Source organism: Paenibacillus luteus (genome assembly GCF_006542765.1).
GTDB classification, from domain to species: domain Bacteria; phylum Bacillota; class Bacilli; order Paenibacillales; family Paenibacillaceae; genus Pristimantibacillus; species Pristimantibacillus luteus.
On the sequence record NZ_SKCD01000001.1, the window covers coordinates 149,606 to 173,216 of the forward strand.

The following is a 23,611-nucleotide window of genomic DNA, read 5'->3' on the forward strand; positions in this document are numbered from 1 at the left end:
CGTCCTTTGGCGGCGCAGCGCGTTTCATTCCGAGAAATGTAGAGAAGGGATAGCGAAATGATATACGTTCCTATATTTCAAGAAAAAAGAGTGCAACGGGCGATCCGTTGCACTCTTTTGCTTGATATTTGCTTCTTATGGCAAGCAGCATAAGAATAAGCATCACTGCCGATATTAAGGGAAGCCGCTATTACAGACCTGCTATAATCTCATAAGAACGCAGGCGTGCCTTATGGTCGAAGATATGGGCCGCGACCATAATTTCATCAGCCTTTGTCGCCTCAATATACTGTTTCAGCTTGCTTCGCACCGTATCAGGCCCGCCGACGATCGACGATCCGAGCTGCTGCTGCAAAGCGATCTTTTCCTGCGCCGTCCATAAACTATCCATATCGCGTACAGGAGCAGGGAGCGGACCGCGGGTATTGCGGATAAAGGATAAAAACAGCTGCTGCATGGACGTTGCCAGATATGCTGCCTCCTCGTCCGTATCTGCCGCGACTACGTTGACTGCCACCATACCTTTCGGCTTATCGAGAACCGCCGAGGGCTTAAAGCTGCTGCGGTAAAGATTCATAGCTGGCACCGTAAACGTCGGTGAGAAATGTCCCGCGAACGCGAACGGCAAACCAAGCTCAGCTGCGAGCAAGGCGCTAAAATCGCTAGAGCCGAGCAGCCATATCGGAATATCGAGTCCTTCACCGGGAATCGCACGTACGGGCATGCCCACTTCCGATCTAGACGGATCGAGGAACGCCCTTAGCTCTGTTAGCTGTTCCGGGAAGTCCTGCCCGTTGCTTCTTCTGCTGCCGCGCAGTGCCGCTGCAGTTAAGCCGTCTGTTCCAGGCGCGCGTCCAAGACCAAGATCGATCCGGCCGGGAAATAAAGATTCCAGCGTGCCGAATTGCTCGGCGATCACAAGCGGCGCATGGTTAGGCAGCATGATGCCGCCGGAGCCTACCCGGATCGTCGAAGTGCCTGCAGCTACATGGCCGATAACGATCGACGTAGCCGAGCTTGCAATGCTGGCAGCGTTATGGTGCTCGGCAAGCCAATAACGGTTATAGCCCCATTTTTCCGCATGCTGCGCCAAGTCCAGCGTGTTGCTTAGCGATTCAGCCACTGAGCCTCCCTCAACGATTGGAGACACATCAAGAACCGATAATGGAATATTAAAAGTGGAATTACTGCTCGTTTGTTCTGACATTGTGTTCACCCTTTACTTCAAAGTTTAAAAAACCGGCCTTTTAAGGCAAAAACCTTAATTAACTGTATGAATATTAAATACATATTGAACGTAAGGAATAACACATTTCCGGTGAAACCTCTAGCTTTCAAGCCCAGGATGCGGCTGAGAGCCATCATTCTTATAGAAGGATCATTCTTATAGAAGGAGTTTGCTTCCATTAGCGGTAACGGATCATCTTCAATCCATTACCGCTATCACTTCCTAGGCATCTGCACACAGAGATTAACTCTCATGTAAGATACTCCTTAAACCTGCTGCGTTTTTTGCTGCTGTTGGCATTTTCGGATTTTCTCCAGCACCGTTTGCAGCGTATTCTGCTCGAGGTACGCCTCATAATGTTGCTCCGCCTCATAGAAGAAGTGGTCCATGACCACTTGGATATTGGCGGACACGAGACAATCCTCTTCCGGGTTGCCTGAGCACCAGTGCGGCTTCAGCGTACCTCCGGAGAGCGCTCGGTACACCTGAGCGAGTGTAACCTCGCCCGGCGCACAGTTCAAAATATAGCCGCCGCCGATCCCTTCCTTCGTCTTCACAAAACCATGCTTGCGCAAGGAGCTCATAATCTTGCGGATCCGCGTTGGATTCGTAGACACATTCCGGGCAATCGTCTCGCTGCTAGCCATATGGTCAGGTAAATAAGCTAACAGCACTAAGCTGTGAACCGCTACCGTAAATTCGCTATTCATTTACATAACTCCCTCCCAAGAAGGATACTGTAATTTTATTTCATACAGTTGTTAAAGTCAAACCTTCCTTACTAAGCATAACATAGAGAGTGAGCTTAGGCATAGGCTCACCCTCAACTTTCAAGCTTTGAAACCGGATGTGCTGCGCCCTAACAACTGCTTCCAGTCCTTTTCCTAATGAATCAACAATCTATCGGTGCTGTACATAACCGCTGCTTTTGCTTATCTTTGTGATCTGCGCAAGCTCAGCTGTGGAAAGCTCCTCTGTCTCACTCGCTGCTATATTGTGCAGCAGCTGCTCGATGCTGCTTGCTCCGGGAATGACCGCAGCAACCGTAGAGCTGGCCAGTGCGAAGCGAATAGCCGTATGCGCTAGATCTCTATCGTTGCCTCCCTGCTCCAGCAGCGTGGCATACAGTTCACTAAGCTCTTCTTCACTATATTCCAGATAACCCTTCGCCAATTTCGCAGCCCCTGTGCGGGTTAAGATCCCTTTGGCTACCGGTCCGCGTGCAATCAAGCTTATTCCTTTCTCTTCTAGCAAAGGCAGCACCTGCTCCTCAGGTCTCCGATCGATAATGCTGTATTGGCTCATTACGCTTACGATATTGGACCGCTGCGCATACTCCCGAACGACATTCGGACGAATGGAAGAGATGCCGTAATACCGAATAAGTCCTTCCTGCTTCAGCTCCTCGAACGCCTCGATGGTTTCTTCAATCGGATCCTCCAGCGTACCGCCGTGCAGTTGATACAAATCGATATAATCGGTCTGCAGCCTTCTTAAGCTATCCTTAACGGCTTCTTTGATATAGGCTTTGGACGGGTCCCATGTCCAGCCTTCCTTGCCTGGCTCCCACCGGTTGCCTACTTTGGTCGCTATAATTACCTCTGACCGTCTGCCGCGAACCGCTTCGCCGACGATTTCCTCATTCAGCCCTTCATGATAAAGATCTGCCGTATCGAGAAAATTTATTCCTCCTTCGAGTGCCTGATGTACCAGAGCGATCCCCTTCTCCTTATCCGTGCCGAGCGACATACAGCCAAGCCCGATCTCGCTAACATAGAGCTCTGATTGTCCTAATCGATTTCTCTTCATATTGGAACTCTCCTTTTCTGCAGCTAGTGATTTAGTCAAAACGTTTGTTCCTTTATATTGTCTATTGAACCGTCTGCTTCCTTCTCTGTTGTACCCGTCGACTTAGGCCATCGTTCCGTGACCATCCTATCCAATATCTGGTGAAGCATTCGGATAGATAGCTCGCTTTGCCCGAAACGGCTGCGAATCTGAGATTCTGACTGTATGTATGGCGCAGCAATAAGCTCGCTGGACCAATGCTCGAACATCGCTTCCATGCAGGCTGGCGTCGTCTCCAAATGAAATTGCAGACCCAGTACATGCTCCTCGTAAGCAAATGCCTGTACCCTGCAAGCTTCTGAAGTAGCAAGCAGCCGCGTATGGTCTGGCAGATCGAAGGTATCGCCATGCCATTGAAACGAAACTAATTGCTGCGGTAAGCCGTCGAACCAGGGATGCTGCTCCTGAGTGCGGTTGATCGTATGCCAACCGATTTCCTTATGCGCATTGCGATACACAGGGCTACCCAGCAATTCAGCAATCATTTGAGCGCCGAAGCAGATCCCCAGCACTTTTTTGCCGCGCTTGATCGCTTCTTGGACAAAGCGCTTCTCATCTGCAAGCCAAGGATGAAGCTCTTCCTCATAGACGCTCATTGGTCCGCCGCAAATAATGAGTAAATCCAAATCATCAAGCAAATCAAACGGAATGGCAAACGCGGGATCATACATAGATAAACGATGCCCATTCGCATTGGCCCATGAGCGAAATGCAAAGTCATCATCAAAAGAAAAATGCCGGAAAGCAACGATATTATTCATCCAACTCACCTCCAATACGCGCATGCTGCGGTTATTGAAGCTTATTATAATCTCATTATCTGATAGAGGTAATACCACTTTCCCGAATAGTGGGAAACCGTTCAACAAATTTGAATCAACGCTTCAGCTTGTAACGGTACCCCAGCTCATTTGAGATCAAATCCGCATATTTCTTAACAAGAAAGCTGTTTTTTTCAACCGTATCCTCCGTAAACCTCAAGGTCGGACCCGCGACGTTTAGAGAGCCAATGACCATATTTTCATAGGAGAATATCGGTGCGCCAATGCCGGTCGTTCCCTCCGTTGCTTCTCCCGAGGTTACGGCGTAGCCACGCCTATGAATCTTCTCTATTTCCGCCTCGATGTACTCCCGCGTCAACGGCTTAAGAGTGGGCATGGCCCCCCAATCTGCCTCTTCCAGCATTTGCTCCTGCATCTTTCTCGGCAGGTAGGCAAGAATAACCCGGTTGGAAGCGCCGATGAACAAAGGCAGCTTGAGCCCGATCGGCTCCGATATTTTCAGAATTTGCGGCGAGTCTACAGAATCGATATAAACGCCTTCCGTATTCTCACGGGTAGCGAGATATACCGTTTCCTTCGTCTTCTGGGAGAGCTCCTCCATAAAGGGCCTCGCAATCGTGCGCAGCATCAGGCTGTCCCACATCAGAAAACCATACTTCATAATGGACAAGCCCAGCTTGTACTTCTTCGTCTTCGCATTTTGAGCGACGAAGCCATGCTCCATCAAGGAGCTGAGTATGCGGTGGACGCTTTGCACGGGCATATCCAGTTCTCGGCTCATTTCTGTAACGCTCAGTTCCTTCTCTGTTCCTTCGGGGAGCAGAAGGTCCAAGATATGAATGGCTTTCGTAATGACACCGGACATCGCTTCTCACCTCCGCGAAATTGAAAAATCATGTATATTGGATTACAACTGCAATTTTTCCGTTCTAAAAACCATTCATTTTCTTCCAAACGTTGGTCCTTTTTCACCAGCTTTCCTGTATCCTAAAGGAAGGAAAAGAATAATGGAGAGGTGATTCGTATGGGGGAAAAGAATACTTAAAATAGCGAGCCTGCTCGTGCTGGCCGCAGCTCTCCTTGTTGGAGGCTTCTTACTGTATATTACTTTATCTGATTATAAACCGAAAGAAGTGACCGAGCTTTCAATATCCAATCAGACCGGAGCGATTCTGGAGCAAGGCAAGCGGTTTACCGTTACCACCATTAACATCGGTTATGCCGGCTTGGACAGCGAACAAGATTTTTTCATGGACGGTGGAGAGCATTCGCGCGCTAGCAGCAAGAAACAGACGGAAGCCAATCTCGCTTCCATCGCGTCCTTTATGAACAGCAGCCTTTCCAGCTTTTATTTGCTACAAGAGGTAGACGTTCAGTCTTCTCGAAGCTATATGATTAATCAGGCCGAATTCTTCTCCAAAGCCTTGAAGGACTACAGTTCTTCTTTTGCCTACAATTACAAAGTGCCTTGGGTGCCTGTGCCGCTCTTTGAGCCCATGGCAAAGTACATAGCGGCTTGCTAACGCTGTCTTCCTTCTAAAGCACAAGCAGCGAACGCTACGATCTCCCCGTGAAGGAAAGCTGGCCAGTCCAGCAGCTTGATCTCGACCGCGCCTTTATAGCGAATAGATTCCCGGTTCATAACGGCAAGGAGCTGATTCTGGTCAATTTGCATTTGTCAGCTTTTGATAAGGAAGGAAAGATTCGCAAGCAGCAGCTCGATTACTTGTCCGCTTATCTCAAGAAGGAGACAGGAAAAGGCCATTATATCATCGTTGGCGGCGATTGGAACCATGCCCTTCCCGGCACCGATTCGCAAAGATTCAAAACGACGCAGAACTGGCCGGAATGGCTGCAGGGTACGGATCTGAAGTTTGCATTCAGTGACCACAACCCGGTAACAGCAGAGTTTGTCCTCCAATAAGCAAAGAAGAGTTCCGATCGTATGACCATCGGAACTCTTCTTTCTTACTCCATTATTCAACCTCTACAATAATGACAGCCCAGCGATTCCCATACGGACCAAGATCAATGGAACGCATATATTTCGGACTGATTAGGTCCACCCAATAGCTGCCCGGCTTCTCAAACTTCAGCACACCAGAATAGTTGTTGTTCTTAATTGGGCTTTTAACGGAAAAATCCTCTTCATACCCATGCACGGCTGGTTCATATTTGCTAGCTCTTAAAGTCACCTCGTCAAATAATGGGCCTGACTGAAGGACCTCCCCCGCAATCGTAAGGGATTCGCCAGCTTTAAGCTTAACATACCCCTGCGTTGGAGCTGTCAGCTTCGTATATCCCTCGGCGTCTGATGTCAAAGCAACCGGTATCGGCTCCGAAGGATTAACCTTTCGATATACGGCAAGATATTCTTCTCCTGCTGACACAGCCGTAAGCAGGAGCGGATTGACGCCTGGATGGAGCTCTGCTGTTAGACTGATCCGGTTATAGATGCGCCCATCCAGCTTAATGTCCTTTTCAATGATTTTGCTTCCAGAGCTTGAGCCACCCCAGCCCCCTGGCCCAAGCGAACTCAAAAATTGCGGCATGTTCATATCCTTCTGATAAAGCATCGTAAACGTCGTCTGCGGTTCGGCGGTCGACCATTCACGCTGCTGCACTTCGATGATTTTCTCGCTCCAATTCCATGTAACGACTCCTTTATCGAGCGCAACCGCAATGCCTTGATAAGTGTTAAGCGGCCTTATCGGCACGTAGGCACGTCCGCCTGAGATAAAAGGGACTGGAATCGTTTCTTGCTGAAACGCTGTCCCGTCGCCCGAATAAATTTTGTTAGAGCCGATCCGGTAACGCAGCTCCCCAAAAGACGGCATAAGCTTCTTGTTGATGACCACCCTAACCTCCCGTTTGGCCGCATTCCATTCAACCACATCAGCCGCGCCGCTTTGCTTTAGCGTCCTGACCGGGACATACACGCGTCCATCGCGTAAAATCGGCTGATCTACGTTAATCGGCTTGCCATCGAGCAAGCCTTTGGTTCCTTTAAGCTCAAAAGTCAGCTCATGTGGTATACGGTACATTTTGGCTACATCGCCCGGCAATACGGCTTCTTCGTCCGCTGCCTGACTTGACGCAGCCCCTACGCCAGCGGTTCCTCCAGAGTATGCAAGCCATACCGATAACAAGATTGCAGTAGACTTCATCCACTTTTTCATAAAACACCTGCCTATTCTTTTCATCTTATTCGCATAATTACACAACGTATAAAATATGGAAAATGTTACATACCCTAAACTTCCCTCCCATTCTCATGGGTTCAGGAAAGGCACGCAAAAAAGGCCAAGTAGATCGTTCCTCTACAGGGCCTTGCCGCATGCATCTATATTCATGGCTTCCCAAACTCACTCCTGCGGGAACGGCTTCCTTCCGTTAAAGCCATCATGCAGGCCATGATAGTGGCTTACGTGCGCTTCCCCTTCCTTCCAGCAAATGAGAATATCCTCGCCATCCAGAACGGCTGGAAAGTCGATCAGGCCCGGGGTGACCATTTTCAGGAGCACGCCTTTCCGGGCAAAATTATCGATCAGCAGATCAGCCTCCATCTTCATGAATTCCAGCTGGCTCTCCTGCTCAAAGAAAGGGTCCTTTCCGCCTGGCAAGCCTGCAAAGGCCTGCTCATAAGCAGCCTTCTCCTTGTGATAATCCACGTATCGGCTTTCAAACTCGCCTTTTAATTGTTGAAGCTGCTTCAAGTCCACTTTTAATTGCGGCAGCAGCTCATTGGCCTCAGCCAGCGTAAAGGTTCTGTTTCCCATCCCGTATCTACTCCTTATCCGATTGCATTTCTTCATATGATTAATTATAAGTAAATTAGGTAGACATACAAGCACAGGCTCCACTAGCTTAGTAAACCTGAATTTACCGCAGCATAGAACGCAGATTTTCGATTACCAGCTCGAGGCGTGAATCCTCATTCTCTTTATCAACCACATAAAACAACAGAATATTACCGATCACATAACGGCGGTGCTGGACCACGTCGGCCACAGCCGTCTTAGCCTCAAAATCCTTGGCACCCTCTCGTGCGTCCTTTTCAGATGGATAAGCATATATGCTGATGAGCTGTTTATCATTCATAACATACGTCTCAGGCTTCACTCCATTTAATATACGTATAAATACATTCTCCGGATGCAAGTCTTTCGGTTCCGTTAATACAATCGCATGCTTGTCGAACAATTCCTTTACTTGAATCGCAGATACATGCTGACTGTCGCTGTTTGGATGGTTGCTGCAGCTTGATAACAATAAGCATAAAACGATAAGCATCGTGACCATTTTTTTCATTAGCAAGACCCCCTTTTCATACAAGACGTACGAAACGCATCATAGGTTTGACTTCGCTAGAAAAAAATTCCTTATTTTTAGCCGAATGTATGCTAATGTGTAATTCAACCGATAGGGATGTCGAAAAAATAAGGTTATTGGAGGATCACCACCATGGACTTGAAAAAAATAAATTCGTTGACCAAGTATCCAAGTATTCTAACCTACCACAAGCTGGGCGAGAAAGGCCGATTAACGGACGGGCTGTCGGAGGAACGCGGCTTTCTGAACGAAGCCGACTCTGTTTATGTGTATGAGAAAGTAGACGGAGAGAACGCGAGGATCATCTTTTTCCAAAACGAAAACAAGGAAGTCGATTATTTGATAGGCTCGAGAGAAGAGCTCTTATATGCAAAAGGAGACCGAATTGGCAATCCCTACGGTAATATTGCTGAATTTCTTAAGCCTGTGGCGGAGCGGCTGCTTGGGCTTATTTTCAGCCAGAACGATTGGGCATTGACGGTGGTTTATCAGGAATCCTATGGAGGGAAGACGAAGGCCGCCAAACATTACACGGAGAGTAAAACGCAAGGAAGCCGCGTGTTTGATATCTTCTCCCTTGCTAAAGAGGAACTCGAGCGCTTGCTAGCCCTGCCTCAGGAAAAGATAGCCGAATGGCGCGATCACGGAAACCAGCCTTTTTACTCAGAGAACGATAAATTGGCATTTGTTCAAGCCGCAGAGCTCCCTTACGCCCCTTTGTTGAGTGAGGAAGCTGCAGCAAATTTCCCAACAACGCTTGAGGATACCTTTGCATTCTTGCAAGCGTTCGAGCAGACAATGGTAGGCATTGATGCTGAAGGGAAATCAGAGGGGGTAATCGCCCGAACAGCCGATCGGAGACTAATTCGGAAAATACGATTTGAGGATTACGAACGGACGTTCAGAAAATAGGGATGACCTAGGCAGAGGCTTTAAAGATGTCTGTTTCGCTTCTCGTCTAAATGGATATCCATCGCCTTGTTGGCTCGTATCAAAAAGGCCCTTATGATCGCATGGATCGCAAGGGCCTTTCAATAGGATCAAGTTTTCTTTATTTTAAAGTGATCTCTTTTTTCCAAGTTAATTCTTTGCCCTGCTCATTGCGGAACGTGAAAGTAACCTCTCCTTGTTCACCGTTCATTTTGTCTGGATAAATAAATCCTGAAAACTGTCCGTTTCCGCTAATATAAAACCCATCTCCCCCATTGCCCCCATGCTCAGCCGCTTCCTGCAGCGTATTTACGAACTGGTTCTTATCGGATTTCCACTGCATTTCTGACAAAGAATATCCTTCGGGCAGCTGCTTGACCTGAAAATCGAAGCTGTTGCCCTCAATCGGTTTAGGCGTCTGGTCGATAATGATCAAGATTTCTTTTTCCGTATTCACGGAATCATTCGTCGCCGTACTTTCCTCCTGGCCAATTGGCGAAGGTACACTTTCAGACGCTTCCGTGTTCCCTTTGGTCCCGCAAGCACTGATCAAAAGCAGAACCAGCAATACAGCCAACCCATTGATCATTTGTTTCTTATTCATTTTCTCGTCTCCGCCTCTTCTAGTGTAAAGTAAAATGAAACGCCTCGGTTCGTGTTCCTAGCACCAAATTCGCTTCCATGCAGCTCTAAAATATTTTCCACGATGGCCAGCCCCAATCCGGTCCCACCGGATCTTCGGTCGCGGGAACGTTCTGCCCGGTAAAATTGCTCCCATATTCGTTTCAAATCGTCTTCGGCTAGCGGAGGCCCCTCGTTTTCCATATAAGTCGCGATTTTCCCGGGCGATAATCTTTGTATGTCTATTTGAATGATGCTGTGATCTGATCCATAACGGATAGCATTGCTCAACAGATTTTGAACAACCTGCTCCATTCGTCTGGCATCTGCCTTTACCATCAGTTCCCCAGCCTCCTGAATCGTTACTCGAAGCTGCTTGCTTTCAAGCTGATAAGAGAAGGAGTCCGCCACGTTCTGAACAAGCTTTGCCAGCGATAGCTCTGTGAATTGCAGCCGGACCGCTTTCGCTTCGTATTTGGAAAGCTCCAGCATATCCATGATTAACGCATTCATTCGATCCGTTTCATTCACGATCAACTGCAGGTATCGCTCTCTTTTGTCAGCCGCCACATCATCCTGCAGACCCTCTGCGAACCCCTTTACGATGCCTAGCGGCGTTTTGAGCTCATGGGAGATATTCCCGATTAATTCTTTGCGCAGCTGCTCTAGCCTTTGTTTCTTGTCCATTTCCTCTTGAAGCTCTCTATTGGACTCGGTAAGCTGCTGCAATGCTGTATTTAAGTTTTCGGATAATGTATTCATGCTCCGCGACAAATCTCCAAATTCGTCCTTGGAATGGACCGTAGGCTGTATCGTAAAGTCCAGCTGCGCCATGCGCGTGGCCAACCGGCTAAGCTTAACTAACGGAAACGATATCAATCTCGAGAATGCCAAGGACAATAAGATCACAAGAACAAGAATAACTGGTGTCAAATAAATAAAGTATCGTTTCAAAATACTGACGGCTTCCCCCACCGGCTGCAGCGAAGTCATCGCAATGGCATAGCGGTCCTCAGCTTCCCCTCCCGGAAGCGAAAGCATAACGACCGCATATTGAATTCCGCTCCAATTGTCCGTCCACTCCATCTTTACAGGCAGGCCGTTATCCAATCGCTGCTCGTTCTGATCTACCACCTGCATCCAATCCGACAAGGAGCTTTGGATAAGATTATCTTGATAGAAAGGATTGAACGACCGCTGCTCTGGAAGCAAAAGATCGGTTATTTTACCCTTCACGCGCATTAATCCTTCCCCAAGCTCCGACTCTGACTGCTGCACCTTTACGAGCTGCATAATCGTATCCTTTTCATCCATAAAGAAGCCATCTACCACCAGGCTGTCACCGGTGCGAAGCCCCGAGGGGATATCTTTCATCATGGTGCCGTCCGATGACAAACGGATCGTAATCACTCGGGAATCTTGCACAAGCTGGATAAAATAAGGATCGACGCTCACTCGCTCGAACCGATGGTTAACGATGGAAATGCTAGCATCATGATGATTCATAAAATGGCCGAGCAGTCGTGATTCGTCGATGCCCCCAGCAGGTGTTGCGGCATACTCGCGTCCGAATTGTGCCACGCTGCTCTCCAGCCGGTCTATTTTGGATGCTCGGTAAAACCGTTCGAAAAACAGCCCCTCCGCCAGCATGACGAGAGTAAACACGACAAATATCATGGCAGCTGTGACCACGAATAGCTTAACTACAACACTGTTCCTTTTCATGGCTCAAGCTCGAATTTATAGCCAGAACGGATAACGGTTCGGATCAACCGTTCCTCGCTACCCAGCTTGGCCCGTAATTTTTTGATATGGGTATCCACGGTACGCAAATCGCCAAAATAATCGAATCCCCATACCGCATTCAAAATGTAGTCACGGGGCAGGACGGTTCCGTAATGCTTCATCATAAAAATAAGCAAATCGTACTCCTTAGGGGACAGATTGACCAGTTCTCCGCCAACCGTTACCGCATGGGCTCGTTTATTGACAGTCAAATCGCCGAATGAGAGGATATCGCCTTCACGGCCAAGTGTCCCTTCCATTCTCTTTAATAAGGCATTCGCTCTGGCGACTAACACCTTGGGGCTAAATGGCTTCGTTACATACTCGTCCGCTCCAAGCTCAAAGCCCATGATTTGATCGTCATCCTCGGCTCTCGCCGTGATGATAATAATCGGCACATCCGATTTCTGGCGTATACGCCTGCATACCGACCAGCCGTCCATCTCTGGCATCATGATGTCCAACACGACCAAATCGACGATCGTCTGCTCGAAGATTTCCAGCGCTTGTCTCCCGTTCTCCGCCTCGTGCACTTCCCATTGTTCCTTCTTGAAATAATCCGTTATAAACTCGCGCATTAACGTATCGTCTTCTACCAGCAAGATGTTTCTCTTCATTAATTAACACTCCACATCTATCTGACATCACGTTTACATCTGGAAATGAGACGTGTTTGCCTGTCAGCGTTTACGCCCTTATCGATTTACAGCATAAACTGCAATTTTATTATCAAACACGCTGATCCAGATTTCACCGTCGCCAATCATAATCCCCTTCCAATTGACAAAAACCTTATCCACGTCCTGGGCAAGCAGCTTTTTCTTCACTTGATCCGTTATGATTTGATTATACTTGGAGATAAATTGTTTTTTCGACGTAATTTCCACCGACTTTCCGTCATGGTTGACCCGGAGCGGATAAGCGATTAAATTGGCAACGGCCTTTTTGTCGTTTGCGGCAACGGCCTTCTGCAATTTATTGAAAAACTCGATAAACGCCTTCGGATCATCTATGCCGGCAATTTCGTATGGGTTAGCTGCCGAGTCAACAATAACCGAAGGGTTGGTGCCTTGCTGTTTGGCCGGGGCAATAACAGCGTGCTGTTTCATCGTAGTGCTTTTCTGATCGGCCCAAGCATGCCCCGTCAAAGTCGTTGCAGCAATCGTCAGGCTTGCTAAAAATATCGTTTTCTTCATATTTCATAACCTCCGTCTCTTGTTTACATTTCCAAGTATAAAGTTCTCTTATGTACGCCGTGTGTACTCCAAATGCCCATTTGGACCCAAGAGAGAAGCTAAGCAAGTAATGACTATGACTAAGTATTCTCTTGATCCTATGATTCCAACAAAAAAAAGCCTAAAGGATTAGATCCTTTAGGCTTTAACGTTTCATTATGGTGCCGATGAGAGGACTCGAACCTCCACGGTTTCCCTCACGATTTTGAGTCGCACACTCTATTGCGACATGAGCAGAAGTTAAGTCCAAGAAGAGGAATATAAAACCCGCGAAAAGCCTTGTAGAATCAAGGTTTTTCGCGGGTTTTTTCGTTGAATTCAGAGCCTATCTGACTTCCCGACAATCAGCGAAAAAGAAGCTGATTTTAGACGTTGGAAAGAACTCGGAAAGAACTAAAACAGAATCAGCCCGCTCCCTACCATTGACAAATTAACGGAGCGATTGCTCCAGGGAGGGTATATATTATGTCCAAAACAACCGTTATCACCATTGCTAATCAGAAAGGCGGCACAGGCAAAACGACCACTGCCTACAATCTGGCTTACGCCTTATCTAATGAAGGAAAAAAAGTGCTACTCGTCGATTTTGACCCACAAGGCAATCTGTCCATGTGCTTTGGCATTGAGCAGCCGGATCAACTTCCATTCTCAATGTTCAATGTCATGAACGCTATTATGAGCGATGAACCACTTCCTCCTACTGAGGAGTATATCCACTCGCACGGCAATATCGACCTCATTCCGAGCAACATTGAGTTGTCCGTTGCCGAGATTAACTTGCGGGATGAAATGGGCGGGGAAAAAACATTAGCTTCCCTACTTGAACCGATGAAGCCGAACTACGACTACATCATTATTGACACCAATCCTTCACTTGGATTGCTGACGATTAATGCTCTTGCAGCCAGCGATAGCGTGCTGATCCCCGTGAATCCGCAGCTATGGTCTGCTACAGGATTAACCCAGTTGCTCAGAATCATTGTAAAAGTCAAAAAACGCATCAACCCGCGCATTAGTATTGAAGGCATTCTCATGACTATGTGCAACACTCGCACCAACTTGTACAAGGAGGCTTTCCGTCTGGTTAAAGTTTACTACCGCGAAACCTTCCGCATCTTCGATGTGCAGATTCCTTTGTCCGTTAAAGTAGGCGAAGCAAACTTTTATAGTCAGAGTATTATACAGTTTGAACCCAAATCCAAGGTAGCCGCGGCGTATCAAGAACTAGCGAAGGAGCTGATGGAGAGTGACTGCTAAACGTCCCGTTCCCAAACTCTCTAGTATTGATGAGTTGTTGTTGCTATCGGAAAAAGACCAGCCATTGCTTGAACAGGCCAATGGAATTCAAACTATTCCCATAAATAAAATCAGAATGTACAAAGATCATCCTTTTCGCTTATATGAAGGTGAGCGCTTGGCGGATATGGTGAGCAGCATTGAGAGCAACGGCATTCTTGTCCCGGTCATTGTGCGAAAGAATGAAGTCGATGAGAACGGTTGTGACCACGAAATGCTGGCTGGACATAACCGAATGAACGCGGCGCAATTACTAGGGATTGAAAAACTGCCTGCTGTTGTAAAGGAAAATCTTACTGATGAAGAAGCCCTCATGTATGTGGTCGAAACCAATGTGTTGCAACGCTCTTTTACCGACATGCTCCCTTCTGAAAAGGCCAAGGTACTGAATCTTCGTCACTCTGAAATGTTCTCCCAGGGCAAACGAAACGATATTATTGAGGAGCTTAAAAGCCTGGAAAACCCGCAGTACATCAGCGAAAATACAACTTCTGCCCCAGTGGGGCAGAAGTCTACCAGTCGGGATAAAGTTGCTCAAGAATACGGTTTATCTAAAAATTCCGTCTCCCGATTGCTACGTATTGACAAGCTGATTCCTGAACTAAAGCAGCGTACCGATTTCGAGGAATTGCCTTTACGCTGCGCCGTCCATCTATCTTATCTGTCAGAAGATGAACAAAACTTGGTAGAACAAGCTGTAGCAGAAAATGGCTTCAAAGTGGACATGAAAAAGTCCGAACTTTTGCAAGGCTACTCTGGCAAGCTCACCGTCGATCAAGCCATTAAAATCTTATCCGGCGAAGCCACCCGCAAGCCGCGTAATAAAACACCAGGCCCATTTAAGCTCAAATATAAGGTTTATACAAAATATTTTTCCTCCGCTCAAAAAACTGCTGAGGTCGAAGTGATCATCGACAAGGCATTGGAGATGTATTTCACTAATCAGCAAAGAAAATCAAACTAATTACTCTAAAGAAGGGCTTTCACTTTGAAACTTATATTGTAATACTTTGGATGATTAGCTGTATCTTGACTAACAATAAAATCATTCTATCCTAAAGTTTCCCTTAATATCATTAACAATATGGTATGAAACTAAGTGGTTATACCTCGCTTCTTGAAGTAGTTTGTGAATATCATTGCCTCACTAATTCTAAACTCTAGGTAATCGCTTTTTTCTTCATCTAGGCTTCTTAAATATTCTTGAAAATCTAAAGAAAATGCACCAAACATTTGTAATCCATGTTCATGAAAAAATTTGCCTTTACTGGTATTTTCCTTTGAAGGGTTCAAAAAGAGGTAGTTACCACAATTACCCAAATTCCAAACATCATTCATTTCGACCTCATATCGTATATGACCACACATTGCATTTGAGAGCATTATTGCGTCTACATTTTTAAATTTGTCAGATTCAACATAAGATTTTTTGGTGAAGACTCCATCTTCCCCAAAAATATATGAATACCACTCATCAAGGTCTGATATTATATCGAGACTGACAACCAAAATATTTAAATCTTCCTCATGCGTCCCAATAAACTTCTCATTTGCACTTATAAGAAAATCCTTTAACTTATTATCTAGACGCTTTAATTCCTCAACGCCTGAGTAAACACTACTATCAATATTAGATTCAATACTCTGAACTACTGAATTCACCACTTCTTCACGTTTTGGAATTCTTTCATCTAAAAATATTTTCAATTTAGAGTTACTTTCAGCATCCCATCTATTACTTAAATCTGGCGTTTTTACTTCAATGTTAATTATCTGCTCTTTGTATTTAAAAGAACATTCAGGGTTTTTTCTTCCATTATAGCGAGGTTCGTATTTAAACTCATTTTTATAATGTTCAATTATATATGCTAGTACACTAATTTCAGAAGCACTCTGGAGATAAGTAAATTGGGAATATTCAGTTGTAAGCAATAATTTTCTCTCTAGTAGTTCTTTCATTTCTTTCTGTGTAAGGCAAGTATCAAGAAGTTCTATTGTTTTTCTAAAGTCACTATAATATCTCAAATTTTTAGATTGAGCAATTTTCAATGGGTTTTCCTTAACTGCCCTACTCATATACTTCTCTATCATATTATTAAATTCTGTCATTGAATGACCCCCAAGATTATTTTTAAGAGACTACTTATAAATAAGATTCGACAACATCCAATAATTCCTTCCAAAAATTTAGGAATCTTATAGAAAGAACTTCAAAATTATGCATATCTACAAGGAGGACGCCACTATGTTTCCAATCTTTAAAGACATCAATCATGAACAATTTTACGAGGGGAATATTCGCATGACCCACAGTCAGAATGACCCGTATCGTCAAGCTTTCTTTTACATTCTTGGTCTTACACCCCAAACCCGGCAGCATATCCATGATCTCTATAATTACGAAGAACAAGCCATTCGCCTTGAGGCACTAGAACAAGGATGGCAGACCAGCACCTCTGTCAAAATGACTCGTCTTGGCTTTAACCTGTACAACGGCTATACCGGAGATGCTGAAACCGGACGCGATCATCCGCGTAATTATAGTCCATATCAACTATTTGACACTGGACTGATGCCTTACTTTTTTGAAGCGATCAAACTTCGTTATACGGAATACGCTCAATCTCTGGACCTGCCGTACTTTTCCTTTCCACCAACAAAAACAGATCATCATTCTTCATATGAACACGAAGCCTGAATCATCTAGCACCTATCTAACTCCAAACAGAAAGGAGAGCCTGATATGAGCCGCATTCAGCCTTTGCGCCATCTGTACACAACCACTATTCATGACATCACATCCAGCGGAGACAACTGGCAACAATACCTGCACTTCGCTGCATCTATTTACAAATACTCATTTGATAACAGTCTGCTCATTTATGCCCAGCGTCCGGATGCGGCCATGTTGGCTCCCCTCTCGCTCTGGAATCAGCTAGGCCGTTATGTGAGAAAAGGAGAAAAGAGCATTGCCGTCTGTGATTTCCAGCAAAATAGTCCAACATTGAGCCATTTATTCGACGTTACCCAAACAACAGGTAAACAACCCCCTTCTCTCTGGAATCTGAAACAGCTTAATCCTGACGAACTAGCTGGACGATTGACCTCCTACGATACACTGAACCTTACCGAAGCCATCTCCCAACTCGTTCATTCCAAGATTCATTCATCTTGGAATGAATGGCTGCAAGACATTGAACATGATATTCACGATCATTTCTTAGGCAGAATCCCCGTGCTGGGACTTGAACAGCACATGGGTGATTTAATAGAAGATAGCGTTCGCTATCTCATCCACCACCGCTGTCAGTTGCCTGAACCAAATCTTACTGACTTTTCGACAATCACCCATTTTGATACGTTGCCGCTTGCTGCACGCTTGGGTTACCAAGTGAATACTCACGCCCGAAGCCTTCTCACGGACATTGCCCGTTACGTAAAAATAATGGAACAGGAAAGGAACCACGCTCATGAATCATCCCAACAAAACAACCCTGACATACCACGAAGTAGACGGATTGCTGTATCCGAACCTGCAAATCTCGAACGAAGCGACAACCGATCAACAGCCTTTGGGCAAATTTGGACGGCTGGCACTGAATCATTTGCGGAATCATCACCCGCAACGTTTTCAGATTCTTCAAATGGAAGGCAATCTGATGAAGAAAATGCATCAGGTCGAAAGGGAAGCACTGGAACGGATGGAACAATTGACCGATCAACTTCTACGCCCTCAGCCCCTGCCACAGACGGACGATACATTGGAACGGACACGCCACCTGAACCAGATCAAATCGACAGCGGAGGAACTGGTCATGAACGACATCATTCTGAAACCACGGTAACTAAAGCAAGTGTTCCTTCACCTACCTCAACTGAACCGCCATCAAGCGGTTCTTTTTTTATGCCCGAAAAAGAAGCGTCCACTTCCGAAATACGTAATGGAGAAGACATCCTTGCCTACTTAATCGTAAGCAATAAAAGCTCCTGGGCAACAAAGCAACGTATCTATCAATTTGTAGTAGATAATCATCCTGTTAAATCGACGGAGCTTATCTCCCTTCTAAAATCATTGTATGTCATCAGCGGGGCAAGAGGAGATTTTGAGAATGGTCTTGTCGGGTATGGCTTTGATGGCAAAGGAGTTACGGTGTCCTGGAAAGATACAAATGGCTCCCATGAAGAACATTTTAAATGGAAGAAATTTAGTGATACGTTGCTTCAGTTAATAGCAGAAGGACGTTATGACGAACACGCCGCTCCCTTTCCACCTGTAGAGCCAGAATGGACACTATTTAATTACGCCAACGAACAAGCAGAGTTTAAAGATGATTTTAAAGAACCCGAACTCCAAAACAATAACCCCGATCATGACAATGGCCGGCAGCAAAGTGTTCAATCACAGTCATCAAGCACCGAAAGCATGGATGCGAATGCAACATCTACGCCAGATATTCAACAGCCAATCCTTGCTGCGGCAAATTATCGCTTTCATGCCGAGCTATCGCCTTATGTATCAGGTCCAAAGAGCAAGTATAAACGGAACGTCGAAGCGATTCGCCTACTCAAGCAACTGGAATCAGAGCAGGGCCAAGCAACAGCGGATGAACAATATATTTTAGCCGGTTATGTGGGATGGGGAGGATTAGCGAATGCTTTTCATCCTACTGCAAATGGATGGGAAACTGAATATGCCGAGTTAAAGCAACTTTTGGATGAAGATGAATATGCAGCAGCCCGCAACTCTACCATTACAGCCTTCTATACCGAGCAGTCCTTAATTCAGAGCATCCATACAACCTTGCAGCGTTTTGGCCTGTCCAATGGTGCTGGACGCCGCCTGCTTGAGCCTTCGATGGGCAGCGGGAACTTCTTTTCTATTGTGCCGCCGGAGTGGGAGAATGCTGAACTTCACGGTGTAGAATTGGATTCGTTGACAGGAAGAATTTCACGACAGCTTTATCCCAAGGCGAACATTCATATTCAAGGTTTTGAAACCATAGACTGGCGTGAACAACGATTTGATGCTATGTTTTCCAACATTCCCTTTCATATCATACGTATCCATGACCGCCGCTACACTAGCAGCCACTACATTCACGACTACTTTTTTATCCGTTCGCTGGACTTGCTCAAGCCAGGGGGCATGTTAGCTTTTATCGTCAGTAAAGGCACAATGGACAAACGGGACTCTAGTGTGCGGCAGATCCTAGCTCAAAAGGCTGAATTAATTGGCATGGTTCGTTTACCAAACACGACCTTTCAATCTCTCGCTGGCGCTACAGTTACCACCGATATTGTATTTCTGCAAAAGCGAGAATCCCCGCTTCCTCTCACCCAAGCAGATATGCCTGAATGGATAGATGTTGGCGAAACACTAGATGGTGTACCTGTTAATCGCTATTACCTGTCCCATCCTGAAATGCTGCTCGGACAAATGCAATGGGATCGGGGCATGTATGGGGCAGAGAAAACAAGTGCTTGTATTCCACATGAAGGACTACCTTTGCTACCTGCCCTGGAGCAAGCACTCGGCACATTACAAGCTCGTTTTCCTGAGTTGCCTAATTCAGCACAAACCCAAAACAATAATACCTCCCTCTTACTGGATGAGGAAGAACAACAAGCCCGAGAAGCACCACCTGGTACAAAAAACTTTACATTTATCGTCGAACAGGAACGCATCTCTTTCTGTGAAAATGGTATTCTCCTCCCTCAAGACATCAAAGGTAAAAAAGCAGATCGTATCAAAGGCTTATGCGCCATACGTGCAGCGCTGCTGGATGTCATCGAAATTCAATCGCGTGAATACGGTTATGAGGTAAATGAACTTGAAGTAGCTCAATTTAGATTAAATCATAGTTATGACCGTTTTGTTCATCAGAATGGAGCCATTAACGATCGAGCCAATACTTCTGCTTTTGCTGATGATGACCAACTTCCTCTTTTGCGCTCTATTGAAGACTTCACAGCAGATAAAACCTGGATAAAAGCTGCTATTTTTAGTCGTCCAACCATTCGAGTCAACTCCTTGCCAGAACATACAGACAATCCGCTTGAAGCCTTGCAAATCTGCTTAAACCACCGATTACGCATCGACCTCCCATATATCGCCCATCTATGTGGAAAAACAACCGATGAAGCGCGGGAGGCGCTTGGCGAACGCATATTTCAAAATCCGCAATCCTATACAGGAGAGGTAGATGAAGGCTGGGAACTGGACGAGGAATACTTGTCAGGCAACGTCAAAGACAAGCTCGCCTATGCCACACTCAAAGCGCAAGAGTTCCCGGATGTATTCCAGCGAAACGTCGCCGCGCTCACTCGTGTCCAGCCTGCTCCGCTGTTGCCTGGAGACATCGACTTCCGCATTGGTAGCCCCTGGATTCCGGTCAAAGTATATCGGGCTTTTATGTATGAAACATTCGGAACAGCTAAAATTATGCAGGATTCACAGACCATTGATGTAGATTATCTCGAATACACCAATACTTGGCGTGTATCCGGCAAATCTGTGGAAAGAGGCTCCATTAAAGTTAACCAGACCTTCGGTACCGGGAGAGCCAACGCTTATGAGATTTTTGAAAGCAGCCTTAATCTGCAAAGTATCACGGTGCGTGATCCAGTCACATATCTGGATGCAAACGGTAATGAACAGATCAAGTATGTAGTCAATGCCAAGGAAACGATGATTGCCCGATCCAAACAACAACAGATGAAAGAAGCATTCGCCTCCTGGCTCTTTCAAGACAAGACAAGAGCCGATACACTGCTCTCTATTTATAATGATAAATTCAACACGATTCGTCCGCGCACCTATGAAGGCGAACATTTGGTATTTCAAGGCATGAATCAGGAAATGAGTCTACGCAAACACCAAAAAGATGTAGCTGCCCGCATTATTTACTCGGGTACAGCACTTATGGCTCATGAAGTCGGTGCTGGCAAAACGGCAGCTATGATTGCAGCCGGAATGTATTTGAAACGGATTGGTGCAGTTCACAAGCCATTATATTGCGTACCTAATCACTTGACGGAGCAATGGGCAAACGAATTTTTACGCTTTTTCCCCTCTGCTAATGTCTTAGTGACCACGAAAAAGGATTTTAGCTTAGCTAACCGGCAGCGTTTCGTTTCCAAAATTGCAATGGGCAATTACGATGCTGTTATTATCGGTCATTCACAGTTCGAGAAAATCCCCATTTCCCGTGATCGTCAAGAGCAGCTCCTGCAAGTTGAAATCCGCAATGTCTCCCATATGATTAACCAAATGAAAAAAGAAAAAGGCGATAACTGGAGCATTAAGCAAATGGTTGTGTTTGAAAACAACTTAAAATCCCGCCTGGAACGGTTGATGAATGAAAGCAAGAAGGACGACCTGCTTACCTTTGAACAGCTTGGCGTGGATATGCTATTTGTCGATGAAGCTCATGCCTATAAAAACTGCTTCACCTTTACCAAAATGCGTAATGTAGCCGGAATTGGCAAGTCCAGCAGCCAGCGAGCTACCGATATGCTGCTGAAATGCCAATACTTGCAGGAGATGAATCAAGGGCGCGGGGTCATATTTGCCACAGGAACACCTATTAGCAACAGCATGTCCGAGATGTATGTCATGCAGCGATTTCTACAACCTCATTTGCTCCAAAAGCTAGGACTCAACTTTTTCGATAATTGGGCGGCAACATTTGGCGAGGTTGTTTCCTCGCTGGAGATTACACCCGAAGGCAGCGGCTACCGTATGAAATCCCGTTTTGCCAAGTTTCATAATTTACCAGAACTGATGAGCATGTTTCGACTCGTTGCCGATATTCAAACTGCCGATATGCTAAAGCTCCCTGTTCCACGGCTAGAGGGCGATAAAGCTAGTGTAGTGGTCAGTAACCGCTCCCTCTACCAAGAGCAGATGATGGATGAGTTTGTTGAACGAGCCGAAAAAATTCGCAACAATGAGGTCGATGCCAAAGAAGACAACATGCTGAAGTTGACCAATGAAGCCAAACTGATGTCCATTGATCCACGTCTAGTACATGAGGATGCCCCTGCCGATCCGATGTCTAAATTGAATCTTTGCATTACTAACGTTTTTGATATTTGGCAGGAAACGCAGGCTAATCAACTAACTCAAGTAATTTTCAGTGATAGCGGCACTCCAAAACCAGGGCATTTCAATGTATATGATGAAATGAAATCCCAATTGGTGCTTCGTGGTATCCCGGAGCAGGAAATCGCCTTTATCCATGATGTAAATACAGACGCAGCACGAGAAGCTTTATTTGAGCAGGTACGCCGCGGCGAAGTCCGCATCCTGTTAGGCTCCACGCAAAAAATGGGAACTGGGACGAATATACAATCTAAACTTATCGCTGCTCATCATATTGACTGTCCATGGCGTCCTTCCGACATTATCCAGCGCGATGGCCGCATTCTACGGCAAGGCAACCAAAATGGAACAGTGCAAATTTTCCGCTATGTAACCAAAGGAACCTTTGACTCATATTTGTGGCAAATTCAAGAGCAAAAGCTGCGCTATATTTCGCAAGTCATGACAGGCAAAAGCATTTCTCGCTCCTGTCAGGATGCTGACGAAACCGTATTATCTGCAGCGGAGGTAAAAGCTGTTGCGGTGGGCAACCCGATGCTGGCCGAGAAGATGGAAGTAGACAACGAAGTCATACGCCTCAAGCTGCTTAAGACAAACTGGCATAACGAGCAAGTTATGCTGGAACGGCAGCTTAGTCAGCATTACCCGCAAGTGTTAGCTTCTTGCGCAGAAAAGCTGGAGAAATATCAGGCAGATTGGAAACTTGCTGAACTGCACCAGCTTCAGGAGTTCTCCATTACCTTGGATCGCACGGTTTATAGCGAACGTCCCCAAGCAGGAGAAGTGCTACTGCTCTTATCCAAAATCACTGAACTGGAACATCAGGCTGTAAAGGTTGGCCAATTCAAAGGATTTGATATTTCCCTGTCTCGCCCCGGTTTTGAACATGTAAATATCTATCTAGGGGGAGCAGCAACCTACATGGTTGAGCTTGGAGATTCAGCTCTGGGCAATATAAGCAGGCTGGAGAATCTGCTGGAGAAAATACCTAACAGGATCGAGGCAACCAAACAACAGCAGCAAGATACTTTCCATCAGATCGAAACAGCGAAGAAAGAAATTGGGAAGCCCTTTGAATTTGAAGGTCGACTGAATCAACATGTGGTGCGGCAGTCTGAGATTAATTCATCACTAGAGTTTCAGGAGTTGCAAGGACAGGATCAAATTGTAGAGGAGGTAGACACGGAAAAACAAGTCTCAATGAATGAAGAAGCGGTCAAATCGGAAAATGCGGGGCCAGAAGTTTAGGTGAAACAAGAATACGTATGTTATTTTTAAATGTATCAAGATAATATCTGGAATATTTTGAAAGGGTTGAGTGTTTCATAGAAACAAAGAATTGAAAAATTCAGAAAAAGAAAGTTATGTTGTTGAGATGGGAGAATCTGCGTTAGGAAATATCTCCCGAATAGAGAATATAATTGAGAAAATATCCACTTTTTTTAAATTA

The 23,611-nt window shown here is 45.8% G+C and carries 20 protein-coding genes; 7 read left to right on the forward strand and 13 right to left on the reverse strand.

Going from position 1 to position 23,611, the window contains the following annotated elements; genetic code table 11:
- Positions 1-190: 190 nt before the first annotated feature.
- The 5 genes from E0496_RS00585 to E0496_RS00605 all read right to left on the reverse strand — a co-directional run bounded on the left by E0496_RS00585 (position 191) and on the right by E0496_RS00605 (position 4,723).
- Positions 191-1,207 carry an LLM class flavin-dependent oxidoreductase gene (locus E0496_RS00585; RefSeq protein WP_141499689.1) on the reverse strand — a complete coding sequence of 339 codons (1,017 nt, stop codon included), beginning with the start codon at positions 1,205-1,207 and terminating at the stop codon, positions 191-193.
- A 287-nt stretch (positions 1,208-1,494) separates the two neighbouring features.
- Entirely contained in the window at positions 1,495-1,938 is a 444-nt protein-coding gene (locus E0496_RS00590) for an Rrf2 family transcriptional regulator (protein ID WP_141499690.1), read from the reverse strand.
- 190 nt (positions 1,939-2,128) lie between these two features.
- The gene (locus tag E0496_RS00595; protein WP_141499691.1) at positions 2,129-3,037 is read right to left on the reverse strand and encodes an aldo/keto reductase; all 909 of its coding nucleotides are present in this window, start codon (positions 3,035-3,037) and stop codon (positions 2,129-2,131) included.
- Positions 3,038-3,072: 35 nt separating this feature from the next.
- Positions 3,073-3,837, reverse strand: coding sequence for a type 1 glutamine amidotransferase (locus E0496_RS00600; RefSeq protein WP_141499692.1), 765 nt, complete (start codon positions 3,835-3,837; stop codon positions 3,073-3,075).
- Between the two features lie 115 nt (positions 3,838-3,952).
- Positions 3,953-4,723, reverse strand: coding sequence for an IclR family transcriptional regulator (locus tag E0496_RS00605; protein ID WP_141499693.1), 771 nt, complete (start codon positions 4,721-4,723; stop codon positions 3,953-3,955).
- Between the two features lie 196 nt (positions 4,724-4,919).
- Between E0496_RS00605 and E0496_RS36360 the strand changes: the two genes are divergently transcribed.
- Positions 4,920-5,381 (forward strand): hypothetical protein, encoded by a 462-nt coding sequence (locus E0496_RS36360; protein WP_241674473.1) that lies wholly within the window; start codon positions 4,920-4,922, stop codon positions 5,379-5,381.
- 47 nt (positions 5,382-5,428) lie between these two features.
- Positions 5,429-5,782: an endonuclease/exonuclease/phosphatase family protein gene (locus E0496_RS36365; RefSeq protein WP_241674474.1), complete on the forward strand. Its 354-nt coding sequence runs from the start codon at positions 5,429-5,431 to the stop codon at positions 5,780-5,782.
- A 52-nt stretch (positions 5,783-5,834) separates the two neighbouring features.
- Here E0496_RS36365 and E0496_RS00615 read toward each other — a convergent pair whose 3' ends face one another.
- The 3 genes from E0496_RS00615 to E0496_RS00625 all read right to left on the reverse strand — a co-directional run bounded on the left by E0496_RS00615 (position 5,835) and on the right by E0496_RS00625 (position 8,169).
- Positions 5,835-7,037: a stalk domain-containing protein gene (locus tag E0496_RS00615; RefSeq protein ID WP_161601269.1), complete on the reverse strand. Its 1,203-nt coding sequence runs from the start codon at positions 7,035-7,037 to the stop codon at positions 5,835-5,837.
- A 186-nt stretch (positions 7,038-7,223) separates the two neighbouring features.
- On the reverse strand, positions 7,224-7,637 hold the full coding sequence (locus tag E0496_RS00620; RefSeq protein ID WP_139992897.1) for a DUF2203 domain-containing protein: 414 nt from the start codon (positions 7,635-7,637) through the stop codon (positions 7,224-7,226).
- 103 nt (positions 7,638-7,740) lie between these two features.
- A complete protein-coding gene (locus tag E0496_RS00625; protein ID WP_241674475.1) occupies positions 7,741-8,169 on the reverse strand; it encodes a hypothetical protein in 429 nt (142 codons plus the stop codon).
- Between the two features lie 153 nt (positions 8,170-8,322).
- Here E0496_RS00625 and E0496_RS00630 point away from each other — a divergent pair, with 153 nt between their 5' ends.
- Positions 8,323-9,102: an RNA ligase family protein gene (locus E0496_RS00630; RefSeq protein ID WP_141499695.1), complete on the forward strand. Its 780-nt coding sequence runs from the start codon at positions 8,323-8,325 to the stop codon at positions 9,100-9,102.
- A gap of 139 nt (positions 9,103-9,241) precedes the next feature.
- Here the strand turns inward: E0496_RS00630 and E0496_RS00635 are convergent, their stop codons facing one another.
- The 4 genes from E0496_RS00635 to E0496_RS00650 form a co-directional block, all read right to left on the reverse strand.
- A complete protein-coding gene (locus E0496_RS00635; RefSeq protein ID WP_141499696.1) occupies positions 9,242-9,724 on the reverse strand; it encodes a hypothetical protein in 483 nt (160 codons plus the stop codon).
- A complete protein-coding gene (locus E0496_RS00640) occupies positions 9,721-11,466 on the reverse strand; it encodes a sensor histidine kinase (protein WP_141499697.1) in 1,746 nt (581 codons plus the stop codon). Before E0496_RS00640 ends, E0496_RS00635 begins: the two co-directional genes overlap by 4 nt.
- Positions 11,463-12,143: a response regulator transcription factor gene (locus E0496_RS00645; protein WP_141499698.1), complete on the reverse strand. Its 681-nt coding sequence runs from the start codon at positions 12,141-12,143 to the stop codon at positions 11,463-11,465. Before E0496_RS00645 ends, E0496_RS00640 begins: the two co-directional genes overlap by 4 nt.
- A 78-nt stretch (positions 12,144-12,221) precedes the next feature.
- Positions 12,222-12,722 (reverse strand): hypothetical protein, encoded by a 501-nt coding sequence (locus E0496_RS00650; protein WP_141499699.1) that lies wholly within the window; start codon positions 12,720-12,722, stop codon positions 12,222-12,224.
- Between the two features lie 504 nt (positions 12,723-13,226).
- Here E0496_RS00650 and E0496_RS00655 point away from each other — a divergent pair.
- Together E0496_RS00655 and E0496_RS00660 are read left to right on the forward strand one after the other, a co-directional pair.
- Complete coding sequence (locus tag E0496_RS00655) at positions 13,227-14,018, forward strand: ParA family protein (RefSeq protein ID WP_141499700.1); 792 nt, start codon at positions 13,227-13,229, stop codon at positions 14,016-14,018.
- Positions 14,008-15,021 carry a ParB N-terminal domain-containing protein gene (locus E0496_RS00660; protein WP_141499701.1) on the forward strand — a complete coding sequence of 338 codons (1,014 nt, stop codon included), beginning with the start codon at positions 14,008-14,010 and terminating at the stop codon, positions 15,019-15,021. The genes E0496_RS00655 and E0496_RS00660 overlap by 11 nt, the downstream gene beginning before the upstream one ends.
- A 131-nt stretch (positions 15,022-15,152) precedes the next feature.
- On the opposite strand, the gene E0496_RS00665 is transcribed toward E0496_RS00660, so the two are convergent.
- Positions 15,153-16,166: a hypothetical protein gene (locus E0496_RS00665; RefSeq protein WP_141499702.1), complete on the reverse strand. Its 1,014-nt coding sequence runs from the start codon at positions 16,164-16,166 to the stop codon at positions 15,153-15,155.
- Between the two features lie 136 nt (positions 16,167-16,302).
- Here E0496_RS00665 and E0496_RS00670 point away from each other — a divergent pair, with 136 nt between their 5' ends.
- Together E0496_RS00670 and E0496_RS37100 are read left to right on the forward strand one after the other, a co-directional pair.
- On the forward strand, positions 16,303-16,755 hold the full coding sequence (locus E0496_RS00670) for a DUF6075 family protein (protein ID WP_141499703.1): 453 nt from the start codon (positions 16,303-16,305) through the stop codon (positions 16,753-16,755).
- 45 nt (positions 16,756-16,800) lie between these two features.
- Positions 16,801-23,409 carry an SNF2-related protein gene (locus E0496_RS37100; RefSeq protein WP_421922947.1) on the forward strand — a complete coding sequence of 2,203 codons (6,609 nt, stop codon included), beginning with the start codon at positions 16,801-16,803 and terminating at the stop codon, positions 23,407-23,409.
- Positions 23,410-23,611: the final 202 nt, after the last annotated feature.